The 12,101-nt window shown below is 42.2% G+C and carries 11 protein-coding genes and 2 pseudogenes; 3 read left to right on the top strand and 10 right to left on the bottom strand.

Annotated features, from left to right (window positions below; genetic code table 11):
* Positions 1-358: 358 nt before the first annotated feature.
* Complete coding sequence (locus tag FD723_RS42720) at positions 359-865, bottom strand: hypothetical protein (RefSeq protein WP_256875162.1); 507 nt, start codon at positions 863-865, stop codon at positions 359-361.
* A 31-nt stretch (positions 866-896) separates the two neighbouring features.
* Between FD723_RS42720 and FD723_RS12405 the strand changes: the two genes are divergently transcribed.
* Together FD723_RS12405 and FD723_RS12400 are read left to right on the top strand one after the other, a co-directional pair.
* Entirely contained in the window at positions 897-1,232 is a 336-nt protein-coding gene (locus FD723_RS12405; protein ID WP_256875161.1) for a hypothetical protein, read from the top strand.
* Between the two features lie 15 nt (positions 1,233-1,247).
* Positions 1,248-1,649 (top strand): nuclease A inhibitor family protein, encoded by a 402-nt coding sequence (locus FD723_RS12400; RefSeq protein ID WP_179065608.1) that lies wholly within the window; start codon positions 1,248-1,250, stop codon positions 1,647-1,649.
* Between the two features lie 135 nt (positions 1,650-1,784).
* Here FD723_RS12400 and FD723_RS12395 read toward each other — a convergent pair whose 3' ends face one another.
* Entirely contained in the window at positions 1,785-3,095 is a 1,311-nt protein-coding gene (locus tag FD723_RS12395) for a DNA/RNA non-specific endonuclease (RefSeq protein ID WP_179065607.1), read from the bottom strand.
* 209 nt (positions 3,096-3,304) lie between these two features.
* Here FD723_RS12395 and FD723_RS12390 point away from each other — a divergent pair.
* A protein-coding gene (locus tag FD723_RS12390; RefSeq protein ID WP_372743801.1) for an IS5 family transposase occupies positions 3,305-4,086 on the top strand; the annotation gives its coding sequence in 2 pieces (ribosomal slippage) (positions 3,305-3,640 and positions 3,643-4,086; 780 coding nt in all).
* Between the two features lie 9 nt (positions 4,087-4,095).
* Here the strand turns inward: FD723_RS12390 and FD723_RS12385 are convergent.
* The 8 genes and pseudogenes from FD723_RS12385 to FD723_RS12345 form a co-directional block, all read right to left on the bottom strand.
* Positions 4,096-5,046: a DUF3987 domain-containing protein gene (locus FD723_RS12385; RefSeq protein WP_179065606.1), complete on the bottom strand. Its 951-nt coding sequence runs from the start codon at positions 5,044-5,046 to the stop codon at positions 4,096-4,098.
* A gap of 443 nt (positions 5,047-5,489) precedes the next feature.
* Positions 5,490-5,723, bottom strand: a complete 234-nt coding sequence (locus FD723_RS12380; protein ID WP_179065605.1) for a 4-oxalocrotonate tautomerase family protein — start codon at positions 5,721-5,723, stop codon at positions 5,490-5,492.
* Positions 5,724-5,813: 90 nt separating this feature from the next.
* The gene (locus FD723_RS12375; RefSeq protein WP_179065604.1) at positions 5,814-6,461 is read right to left on the bottom strand and encodes a hypothetical protein; all 648 of its coding nucleotides are present in this window, start codon (positions 6,459-6,461) and stop codon (positions 5,814-5,816) included.
* A gap of 347 nt (positions 6,462-6,808) precedes the next feature.
* Positions 6,809-7,145: pseudogene (locus FD723_RS12370) on the bottom strand (transposase); the annotation flags it as partial.
* Between the two features lie 66 nt (positions 7,146-7,211).
* Positions 7,212-7,665 (bottom strand): annotated as a pseudogene (locus tag FD723_RS43890) (transposase); the annotation flags it as partial.
* A gap of 7 nt (positions 7,666-7,672) precedes the next feature.
* On the bottom strand, positions 7,673-8,470 hold the full coding sequence (locus FD723_RS12360) for a hypothetical protein (RefSeq protein WP_256875159.1): 798 nt from the start codon (positions 8,468-8,470) through the stop codon (positions 7,673-7,675).
* A gap of 187 nt (positions 8,471-8,657) precedes the next feature.
* Positions 8,658-10,382, bottom strand: a complete 1,725-nt coding sequence (locus tag FD723_RS12355; RefSeq protein WP_179065603.1) for an ABC transporter ATP-binding protein — start codon at positions 10,380-10,382, stop codon at positions 8,658-8,660.
* Between the two features lie 528 nt (positions 10,383-10,910).
* Complete coding sequence (locus FD723_RS12345; protein ID WP_179065602.1) at positions 10,911-11,906, bottom strand: PRC-barrel domain-containing protein; 996 nt, start codon at positions 11,904-11,906, stop codon at positions 10,911-10,913.
* Positions 11,907-12,101: the final 195 nt, after the last annotated feature.

Below are 12,101 nucleotides of genomic sequence, written 5' to 3'. Positions count from 1 at the left end.
TTGGCTATTTCCACTAAATTGATACTGTATTAATACTGTGATTTATTTTAAACATAAATGACAGTTAATAAAATAAATTGACACAGTTAAGAAAACTACTTAATTATTTTTTTGAGCAGTCTACAATATATTTTCTAAATTAAGTTGCTTCATAGTTTACATCTGCACTTGCGAATTAGGAAAAAGCAAATTAGAGATGACTTATATAATTTTTATATTTATGATCTAATAACCATCAAGTTACAGCTTATCAACAACATAATCAAGGGGTAGTACAAAAGATCCTACTAAACCCACTTATCCTACTTTACCGAATAAGCAATACTGTAGCTAAATATACAATTTTATTCACTTATTGCTACTTCTCCCAATCAACCAACACCCCATCAACAATCGCAATGCCCCACTGCGGAAAATTCGCCAGCAACTTCTTGATCACAATCTGCAAAGCCGGATCATCCTTCCAGCACTCTTGCAAAAAGTCAAACCCCGGATTCTCCCCCGAATTTGCTGCAACCTTGAGTATCTGCATACGCCCCGGTCGCATATTTGACCTTGCAACAATCGCCTCATGCAACCATTTTTCAGAATTTTGCACAGATACGGCCGAACAAGTACCTTCATGAACTGCTTTGATTTCTACACCCGAAACTGAATTTTTAACCAACAACGTAGTAGAATAACCCTGTTCTACCTGCCTCTGAGTTTGATTTGCGATCGCAGAACTTGAAGAAAATTCATTTTGTGCAACGGGCGCGGCGGAACAAGTACCTTCATGACAGTCTTTCGGCTCAAAGCCACAATTCTGGTTTTCAGCCAACAACGAAGCGGATTGACTCGGTGCAGCATCCAATGTACAGTCCATTGCCGTAAGCGAGTCTTCAAGTTCTTCTGCGTTGACTTTCGCTAGTTGGGGAACTTTCAAGGGAGATTCTAGTGGTGGGTGTGGTGCTGGTACACTTACTTGCAGTACAAATTCTGCTAATACCCCTTGGGGTTGGGATGATCATAATGATGGTGCAGTATATAAAGGTGAAATGGCTTTAGACCCTGCTCACCTAACTGATGTTTATTTTGATGGGCTTGGGACTTTTGATACTGCATATATCCACAACCAATTTATTCAAGGATTGAAAGACAGAGGATATAATTCTGGAAATCTGCCTCAAGGTTGGCCCACTCAGATCAATCTTAATTCTCTGATTGGCAAACTCAAAAATCAATGCTCATAACCATAAATAAATTTTATGACTAACGAGATTACGGAAAAAATTAAACAAGCCTCCGATGGTTTGTTAATGATGAGCGAGTCAGAGTATCCATTTGAAGTTTTTTTGTGGTCTAATCAAGCTCAAGAACCAATGACCGCTCAAAAACTTCTTCAGTTAACAGGACATTCCCCAGAAACATCAGTTGAAGAAGTAGAACTAGATCATATATTTCGTAACTGTGCTGTAGAAAAAGAATGGCACAATGAAATACAAAAACAAAATGTGCAAAAGTATCAATCACTTATCAAAACATTAAAAGATAGTCTGACTGATATTCAGGTTTATCGCATAGGTACGATAAGTATTGATGTCTATATTGTTGGTAAAACGTCATCTGAAGATTTAGCCGGAATTTCCACAAAAGTTGTTGAAACTTAGTGGTCAATTGCAAATCACTAGAAATAAAAATCAAGGCATATTATGTCTAAGGATAGTGTTAAAAATCTTTTGCCTAAATTGCAAGTCTGCCCACATAATATGGACAGACTTTCTCGTTTTTGAAATTAGCGAAACTTACAAACTGTCAACTCGCGCTTCTATTACAGATTGAATAGATGTTGAAACAAGTGATAGAAAATCGAATCCGGTTAGAGATTCCAGTGAATCAACACTAACTCGATAGTTTCTCCAGTCAGCAGTCCGAACCCCTTGAGCGTTAGGGATGTTAACGGCAATCACCCTTGTAGATGTTGTGACACCAGAGACTCCAGACCCAGGAGTGTCTAGGACAACAAGAATTTTCCAAGTGCGATTGGGAACTGTAACCTTACCACTGGCAATCGTGTAGAAAGTTCCATTGCTTCCAGTACCACCCGTTCCATATCCACCGGATATGATATATAGTTCTTTCCCCTGACCAACCAGAGTTCTAGCGTAATCTTCTAAATTAGCCCAAATCCCCTGATTGTTATCAGGCGCTTGTGCAATCATATTACTCATCAAAAAGGTGCTGGAGTTAACCGCAACTGTGCTAGTTCGGTCGCCTGAAGGGGTCATGTGTCCTCTATCAAATCCACTACCACTAAAATCGGTAGATTGAACTTGATAGCATCCTGCTGGTAAGGTAGTATCCGCACGAAAGTCATCTTGTCTTGGTGTGCTTCCTAACCAACTACTATTCAACTGCCAAGATACCCAATTGGATCGCCCTAATGAGCAATTGTATCCAACTGCATACTGTGCCTTATCCAGCAAATAATTGTTTAGATCCGAAGACCCAGCACTACTGGGATTACCCATTGTTAGATGTACACTTGTACTACCGCCGCCACCTGAAGTACCATAATCGGTGATGGTAATATCATCAATGTTGGTTCTGTTGGTAGTTCCATCAGTTTTACGGACTTCACAGCGAGATGTGCCAGAGATGTTAGGCGTAAAAGTTGCAGTCTGTAAGGTTGTTGAACTGGTTGTGACTGTTGAACCTACTTGTAACCATGAACTACCACTATTACTTGAACACCACAACTGCCAATTGGTATTACCATCAGAACCAAACTTTGCGTGTTTAATGCTAACTGTACCAGCACCAGTGCTGCGGTCAAATTTCATTGAGACTTTACCACTGTTGCGAATACGTGCAGATTGTGTACCGCTTTTTGCATCAGTTATCAGATTACCAATCAAGGCATCATCTAAATTCCAAAGACCTGTGCTAAGGGTGACATCAGAGGAAGCATAACTGCCTTTTGAGCCAGTTTCAAAACCTTCAACAGTCGTTGCACCTTCTGCACTAAATAGAGTGTTGAAGGTAATTAGTAAAATTATTACTACTCCTGTCAACCACCCATTACGATAAACTTTGCGCCAAAAATTAGCTAACATTATTGTTGATTTAACCTCGTAAGTTCAGTAGTCAGTTTGCATTCCGAGCTAAAAACACAACAGGATGATAACTAACTGTGCTGCTTACGTAGGTTAAATTCTTATTACTCTTAGATTATGTCTCTTAGTTGTGCGATCGCCTCTAGGGCGTGTCATCAATTAGGTAAACTTGAGTAGGCAATGCTTGGGATAAGCCAAATAGAGAAACAATGACTCGACGTTATGCCCTACGAGATGACCAGTGGGAGAGGATAAAAGACTTACTACCCGGAACAAAAGGGTATGTCGGAGTGACAGCAAGAGATAATCGGTTGTTTGTGGAAGCAGTACTGTACCGTTATCGGGCAGGGATACCCTGGAGAGACCTCCCAGAGCGATTTGGAGATTTCCGAGTGATTCATACTCGTTTTAGCCGATGGTCAAAAACGGGGATTTGGGAGGGGGTGTTTCAGCACTTGGCAGACGATGCCGATAATGAATATGCGATGATTGACTCCACGATTGTCCGCGCCCATCAGCATAGTGCTGGTGCAAAGGGGGGGAGCCATATACTGAAGCCATTGGTCGCAGCAAGGGTGGATTGAGTACCAAGATTCATGCTGTAGTGGATGCGTTGGGCAACCCACTAAGCTTCTACCTGACGCCAGGGCAAGCCTGCGACTTGGACGGAGCCGACCAATTGCTACCCACCGTTGTGGCGGATACACTACTAGCAGATAAAGGCTATGATGCCGATGAGCGAGTTATTGAGCGACTTGAGTCTCTGGGTAAAACCGCAGTGATTCCCCCCAAACGCAATCGTACCAGACCTCGTGACTATGACCGAGATTTATACAAAGCCCGTCATCTCATTGAAAACTTTTTTGCCAAACTCAAGCAGTACCGAGCGATGCCAAAGGCGGGCTACGCCTACGCAACACGCTACGACAAACGTGCTACAAACTTTCTAGGTGCAATTTATCTGGCTGCTTCTGTCATTTGGCTCAATTGATGACACGCCCTAGCGGATTTGGTAAGCTCTACCAGACTGTTGATTATCACTTGTATGACCTAAATCAACCACCTGTTTCATGAATGCTCTAGCTGCATCAGGACTTAGTTTCTCGCGGCTTGATGACCAGTGAGTAACTTTCCTTGCCGTAATCCAACCTGTCCCTCTAAACCGTTCTACAAATCGGGTAACTCTTGATGAATCTGGATGAATTGTTATACCAGAGTCAGCATAAATAAGCCGAGCTTGACCAATCGACCACTTTGTAAATGCGATCGCTACCTCCAATATCTCACTTTGTACGATAGTTTCCGGTATGCGATCATCAACAATGGCATTTACACAATGGACAATGAGAGCAATTTTAGCTGCTCTCTCTTTTGCTTTTGGATAAATGGCTCTCAATGCGGAATTTGGTTCAGTAACTTTCTGCTCTTCACACCAACAATGCCATTCCTTCCAAACTTGTTGCCCACTTAGATTCAGTTGGTAAGTCTTAGACGGCAAGTTTTCTAAGTCCTTGTAAAGTTTTTGAAGCAATACTGAGAGGTTATGGATTGTTTTAGCACCCGGTGGTGGCATTTTGGTTAGTGGTAGCTGAATCCACAGATATCTAGACCAAAACCCGTCGTCTTCTTCCAAGTTACTCATCTGCCTTAGCAAAACACAGGGCTGAATCGTTCCTACTACACTTACAGATGTACAAGATATCGATACTCTAGGTCTAGTTTTGCGGTTAATTTTAATAGGTTTACCGTCATAAGCAGAGAGGCATTTCTGGCGATCATTACCTCGACCTTGAGGGCGGTACTGATTAAATCCAGCAAATAATCTTGCCAATTCATCGATCGCAACAAGAACTCCTCGATTTGGTTGCTTGCTAAGGCAATCAGCGATCGCCTCTAAAGTTGCATCTTGAAGGTAATATTCCCGTGGAACTGGTTCAGGTCGGATATGCACAAAAACAGAGCCTCATTCCGAAATAAAACTGCTAATGTTTACCCCCCCCCAAAAATATGTGAGATATCGATAATTTAAGGACAAAATTGTTTGGCATATTTTTGGCGGCAATAGAAGTGCGAGCGCCAAACAATAGTCAGCCGTTATTATCATGAAATTCTGGAAAGTATTTCATGATAATAACTCAAGAAGCCACCGAAATTGATTTTTCGATGGCTTCTTTTTAGAATGACCTATTAGTTTGGCAGGACTGTTATCTACTATATGGAATTTGACTCAGTTGACAATACCTACATTTAGTCAACTCATATCTTGGAACTGGCAAGCGAGTTCGCAGCTTGAAATCCAATATCATGACACTAGGCTGCCCAGTACCTTTAAAGTCATTTCCTGTCACTCATCAGACTACAAAACTCTGCTGACGGGTTGGCTGCTGTGCTTCTTTAGGCGTTAATTTTGGACTTGCCAGCCGCAAGCGCCTGCACATCATCGGTGGTGAGAGTCGCGCCACCCACTCCCCAGTCACCGCTCTTGACCTCTTCGATCACAACCCACGTCACTGGACGCAGGTTCTCGCCTTCGATCGACACCATCGTGTCAGTTAGCTTGCGGATCATCTCCTGCTTTTGGGCTGACGTGAAAACGCCTTCGATCAATTTTACATTCACTAATGGCATAGTTTTCTCCAGTTTGTAATTAAGAGTAGCTATAAATCTGTCCGAACTGAGCTGAACCCCCGGAAACGAGCATTGTCTTGAATCAATAGGTTAAGGGTTGCAAGTAGGCGGGTTTTTTGAGGTGTTAGGTTTGATGCAAAGCGGCCCGAGGTTGGTTAGAGAATTAGGTCGGCTAATAAATGCTAATGGACCAGCCTTGTGTTCACCATTAAAGGGGGTAGGTTTGCGAACATCAAAGCCACACGCGGCAGCATCTTGTGGGTTGTTAAACCAAAACCCTATATGGAAAGTGTTAGTAGGTGGTAAGTTCACTTGCGGATCAAAACCGAAAATCTGATCTAGCAGGATAGTTTTAATTGTCACAAGTCCAGGCTCAACGTCAGATTGGTACCAAGCCAGACCAAAGTTCTTGAATTTTGGGTTTGGGGTACCGAATGCCTGCTGAGGACTATTCTCTACAGTAAATAGGTCAAACTTCAAACCCGGCTTGAAATTTGTCAGCCTCAAAGTCAGATTGTCATTAAGATTGCCACGCTTGACGATGGCTTGAACCCGAGGCGTGACTCCAGGAGTGGCTGCCATGCAATTAATGAACTGCGTGTTCGGAAATAACTCAAAACTAGTTTCATCAGAACTTGATGAACGCTGCGCTGTCGCAACCTGGCTGAACCCAAATACTAATAGCAACCCGACTGCAAATACGCGAGAAGCTATTAAGGATGGAAATTTGTGAAACATAAATTTAAACTCTCTTGTTAAATCTCAAGTTTTCAAAGCAGTATTGGCGTACAAAATCCCCGGATTTGCACGGTGACTCCTTTTACATCTATCAGAGGTTGATTGGGGAATTATGCAAGAGTATATGCCGGAGGCTTTCTATTCTATATTGGGTGCTATTACGAGCTTGAGTATTCACCGATTAATGTGGGGTCAGTAGAAAGAGAAGATATTCAGCTTTGGGAAAAAGCAGAGCGTGTATTGCAACAAATAATAGAAGAAAAATAGGGATAAGAACTTAGACAAAATAAAGGATTTTCCCTCTAGGTGATGACGCAACTCAAAACCTAGCAAGCTCAATTAAGAGCGGTGGTCGTACCTTTCTTTTGATCTCCAGTTTCATCAATAATTACAATGATTGGTCTTCCTTTTAGTACCTCTAAAATTAGTTGTAATCGCAAAGTTCTTAACTGTTCTACTAACCAAGATGATGTAGTTAAGTGCAGGATGTAGTCCTTGATAGTTATCTAGCCCGACAATTTTCGCTATTTCAGGTAGACTTTTCCGTTTTAAATCAGAAATACATCCTATATGTAGATATTTGAAAGCTTCAAAATTTCTAACATCTGAAAACAGGCTTTCATACCACAAGCAATATTCATCCACAAACTTGACGGTTTTTATGGGTGAACGAGGCTCTACCATGCTCTGTGTCTTCGTTCTAGGCTTTGTACATTATTATACTACCGCGATAGTGACACAAGAGGGATAAGGTGCGCCTCGTCCTTTATAAGCACCAGGTGTACCCCATACGCATCGGTTAGATGCTAAACGCAACAACAGGTCTGCGTTAATCTCCTCCGTGGCTTGGACAAATTTGGCATTGCCGTAGCCTCGGTCATAAGCGGCAAGTGGTCTTTTTCCTAACTCACGGGTTACAAGTTTTAGTTAAAAGCTATGATCTCCTGCTAGAAAAGGCTGTTCATCCGTCGCTATCTCCTGTACCAGCAGCTTCATCAGCAATATTTTCGGTGGACGACTGATCATGCAGTGCTGCATAAATGCTCGACCATTGCCGTCGAAATACTGGGCTTTGTGACAAGCTTACAAATTATGGGATACTCGGACTTATTAATACTGCATCCATCAATTCAAATACTGCATCTTTAGCTTTCCCCAAACAATCGTAGATACCTTGGCGGAATTTTTCTAGTTGTGTCAGGATCGTCACGTCAATGATTTATCAAAGGGTTACAAATTACGTTTGTTGTATGGTTGACTCCACCAACACGCGCTCCTGTTTGATCAAAATGCTGCCAAGGACTACTTGCTAAACCTGATTCGTATACTTCTTGATACTCTGCAACAAAAACATCAGAATTTTTAATTAACAAATTCGATAAATATCCCGCACTCATCGAAATACCAATATCTTCTAAAAATTCTAGAAGTTTACCTTGGGTCATGTTCCCACCGTAATACAGACTCATTACTAAGGCTTTTATTCCCGGGTCGAATTCTCCGTCGTAACCCGATGGTAGGGATGCTAAATAAGTTTTTCTTAATTTGTGTGAGTAATATTTTTGCTTGCGGAATAATACGTTATCTGTTTTGAATACAATGTCTTGGATTATTACTTCCTCATAACCCTTAAATTTTGCATCTGGTGGCAATTTTTCTTTCGGGTAAGTAACTATCTCTTCTCGATCTACTTGTATTGTCTCGTTTTTACTTCTTTTACTATGTTCCGTTGGGGTTTTTCGCTCTTTTTCTGATGAGTGGTCGTTTTTAAACCCTTTTTTCTTATTAGCTTTTATGTCTGGTTTCCCTTCTTCGCCTTTGAGACGGTTGTTTTCGTCCCGCAGTTTTTGGTTTTCATCTCGTAGCTCTTTAATTTCTAATTGTTGCTGTTCTATTAAATTGAGTAATATTTCTACTGTCCGGCGCATCGATTCATCTGCAATCTCTTTAGTGTTGATGGTTTGCAGCAGTGAAGATACTAAGTTCTCCGCAGATGATTTTTGCGTCATGTGTCATATTCTATAACCCAGTGTGTACCAATTTAAATTCTGATTTTTTGTTTCTACCCCGATTTACCGAGCGGATACTATTCTTGCTTAACCTGTACAGACTGTCTGTACAGGTTGATTCTTCTATCGTAACAGAACAGAAATTGATAAAGTAAAATTTTCAAAAAACCTGGTCAAGCAATTCTGACTAGCTAAACTGCTGGGCATAAAACCGCGCATAGCGATGCTCTAGGGCTAATAATTCTTCATGGGTTCCCGATTCGACAATTTGTCCTTGTTCGAGAACTAAAATACGATCGCACCTTCTCACGGTCGATAAACGATGAGCAATAATAAACACTGTCCGTTTTTCCATCAATCTTTCCAGCGCTTCCTGTACCAGCGCTTCTGACTCAGAATCTAACGCTGATGTCGCCTCATCAAGAATCAAGATTTGGGGATTAAGCAGAACAGCACGAGCGATCGCAATTCTTTGTCTCTGTCCACCTGATAAGTTTACCCCACGTTCGCCTACCCAAGTCTTATAACCCTCTGGTAGTTGGCTAATAAACTCATGGGCATTAGCAATTTTTGCCGCCTCTTTAACTGCTTTGATGTCAAAAATATCTTGTCCAAAGGCAATATTTTGGGCAATTGTCCCCGAAAACATAATAGTTTCTTGAGGAACAATCCCAATTTGTCGCCGCAGACTATGCAGCTTGACATCCCGAATATCAACACCGTCAATGAAGATTTGACCAACTTCGGGGTCGTAAAAACGCGGGAGGAGATTCACAAATGTGGTTTTACCAGCACCAGAAGCACCCACAAGTGCGATCGCTTCACCTGGTGATACCAATAAGCTAATATCTTTTAATACAGGTTCACCTGGTTTATAGGCAAAGGAAATATGACGATATTCTACCTTGCCTTTGACTGGGGGGAGAGCGATCGCATTTGTCTTTTCAATCACCGTCGGTTGAATTGCCATCAATTCAAAAACGCGATCAACAGATGCTTCACCCTGCTTAAATTCGTTGTAGTTGTTAGTAGTATGGCCAATGGGATCAATTAACAGCGCCGCCGCCGCCAGATAACTGAAAAAATTCGCCACTGTCAAGTTACCTTGGGAAATTTGCCATGCTCCCACAATCAGTAACGATAACGCACTTAAGGCTTCTAGAAACCCGATGATCGGAATCTGAATTGCTTTCAGGCGTTCAGCTGAGTATTTGGCTTTCAGACTACGCTCTGCTTCATGTCCAAAGCGGGCGATTTCGTAATTTTCGGCAGCAAAAGCCTGTACCAAACGAATACCGTTGAAAACTTCTGAGAGTATGGCTGATAAACCCGATACCCGATTTTGACTTTTTAAAGAATACTTGCGTAACCGTTCCCCAAACCAGCCGACTAAAATGCCCATCAGCGGCGCAACTATGACTGTTGCGAGTGTCAGTTGCCAATTTAGGTAAATCATGTAAATCGGAATTGCCACCAACTGCAAAATGCAGGGAATAAAGTCGTGAAAGACTTTATTTACCACTTCGCCAACTCGGTCGACATCTTCAGTGAGACGGTAAGATAAATCACCAGCTTTTGCAGTTTCAAAATAGCTGAGATTTAGCTTTTGCAGATGGGCGTAGACTTGTTGGCGGAGATGAAAAGCAACTCGCAAAGCCGCTTTCGCCATATACATATCTTGTATAGACTGAAACAAGCCTCTGACAAGAAATACTAAGGCACAACTACCAGTTATTTGAGCGATCGCTACTACATTACCTTGGGCAAAGGGAATTGCCAACTTCCCGGCGACATTAATCAACACTAATGTCGCCAGCACGTATCCTAAGATGCCAATAAGTCCCTTGGTGATGGTTTGCCACTGGAGTCGGATATAAGGCAGTAGTAGCCAGTAATTAGAACGGGTTTTCAAGCTCGAAAGTCCACAACGATATTTTCCTTTGTTTGACGCTAGCAGTTTTTGGTGAGTTTCTGAACACTTAACTAATTAGTTACAAACTGTTTTAGCGTTGATCCTAGAGTTAGTTCATAAATACTAGTAGTCTGTCAAGAACTAATTGACCGATAAATTCCTTGTAGAGACGGCGATTTATCGCGTCTCTCTAACCGTCAAAATGAATTTGACAGACTACTAGATAGATCCATTTAATTGCGGTGTGACAGTTCTGGGTGTGGAATCCCGGTTAGAACAACAAGGTAAACCGATTGCAGCTAATGACTTATTAATTGCTGCCCATTCTTTAACCTTGGTCTAACTCTCGTTACCGCCAATATTCGTGAATTTTCCCGTGTTCCTAATTTAAAAGTAGAAAACTGGCTCGAACCTCGCTAAAATCAGAAGTATCTAAAAAATTAGCCCTCTCCTTGTAACTAAGGAAAGGACTAAATTAATCTTAAAATACTTCGTAATTTTCCGGTTCAATTACGAATTACGAATTACTTAATATCCGCCTTCTTCTTCGTATTCTGGCTGCCTTTCCTTAACTTTCTTGGGAATATTCACAGGCTTCGGTGCATCTTCCCAAGCATCGCCGTCTACGTCGTCATAATCATCGTATTCGTCAACGTAAGGCTTGCTATAGGGCTGGGCTTCATACTTTAACGGCTGCGGTTGTTGATACCTGTCGTTGCCCGTTGCTTCGCTCCAGTTATCTTCTTCCTCGTCTTCTTCGTATTGAATAGACTCATACTGCCGCGCCTTCATTACCTGACGCTGTGGCCTTTCCTCTTCCACATAGTCTTCATTCCATTCTTCTTCCCGCGCTACGGGTTCGGGAGCGCGAACTTTTTGCCTGGGTGGCTGCAATGGCACTCCACTAGGCAGTTGATTGGGTGGTGCAATTGTACGTGGTGGAGTATAGCCGTATTCTTCTTCTGCATCCCGTTCCCACGGCGCTTTACCGATACCCAAGCGCTCTAGTAAACCAACTGTCAACTGATTTACCCGTTCTTCGGCTCCCTCAAACACAATCAACCGATTGGGGCCAGTGCTGACAATTTCATCTACTGAGAACTCATAAGTACTCACAAATTGATCGGGAATTTGGGGCAATCCTAAAGAAGCAATAACTATAGATTCAAGCTTCCCGGTTTCGCCGTTGAATTTGAAGCCTCGAACTTTGCCTAGTACTTCACCTGTTTCTGTAATTACTTCCCAGTTAATCAGATTACTGAGAGATTCAACTTCGATATCTTCAATGACATCTTCGTTATCAACCAGGATGACATCGCCAATCTGGCTGATGTTGTTGAGGTACATATAGCGCGGTATGCCCGAAATGGAGATCAGGCTGTCTCGCAAACCAAGAGCCACAACCTCTCTTTGATCGATATCTACCCAGACTTGACTGATGATGCCTAGCCGCTTGCCGTTGTCGCGGGTAATCACCTGGGTATTTAATATGTCGGAACGCCTAATTATCTGTTCGGAGGTCATTCTATACCGAGTCCTGATCTCGAATCCGGTTTAACGCGATGTGCGACTTCTTCTTGGAACCCCGCTTCCATTCCTCTCTCACAGTGAACGAGAGGCTTTGATTTTTGCTCTCTTTCGCTGGTAGGGAAGGGGTTGGGGGTTAGGTTTGAGAGAAAGTCGGACATTACGTGGTTTATCTATACACTATTATTAACA

This window comes from Nostoc sp. C052 (assembly GCF_013393905.1).
Lineage (GTDB): Bacteria > Cyanobacteriota > Cyanobacteriia > Cyanobacteriales > Nostocaceae > Nostoc.
The sequence above is the reverse complement of the archived record's forward strand: the minus strand, read 5'-3'. Positions and strand labels throughout refer to the sequence as shown.

Excerpts from the sequence above, each read along its gene's own strand:
- FD723_RS12380 (WP_179065605.1), bottom strand. The coding sequence starts at position 5,723 with ATGCCATTAGTGAATGTAAAATTGATCGAAGGCGTTTTCACGTCAGCC.
- FD723_RS12360 (WP_256875159.1), bottom strand. The coding sequence starts at position 8,470 with ATGACGCAAAAATCATCTGCGGAGAACTTAGTATCTTCACTGCTGCAA.
- FD723_RS12375 (WP_179065604.1), bottom strand. The coding sequence starts at position 6,461 with ATGTTTCACAAATTTCCATCCTTAATAGCTTCTCGCGTATTTGCAGTC.
- FD723_RS12395 (WP_179065607.1), bottom strand. The coding sequence starts at position 3,095 with ATGTTAGCTAATTTTTGGCGCAAAGTTTATCGTAATGGGTGGTTGACA.
- FD723_RS12345 (WP_179065602.1), bottom strand. The coding sequence starts at position 11,906 with ATGACCTCCGAACAGATAATTAGGCGTTCCGACATATTAAATACCCAG.
- FD723_RS42720 (WP_256875162.1), bottom strand. The coding sequence starts at position 865 with ATGGACTGTACATTGGATGCTGCACCGAGTCAATCCGCTTCGTTGTTG.
- FD723_RS12400 (WP_179065608.1), top strand. The coding sequence starts at position 1,248 with ATGACTAACGAGATTACGGAAAAAATTAAACAAGCCTCCGATGGTTTG.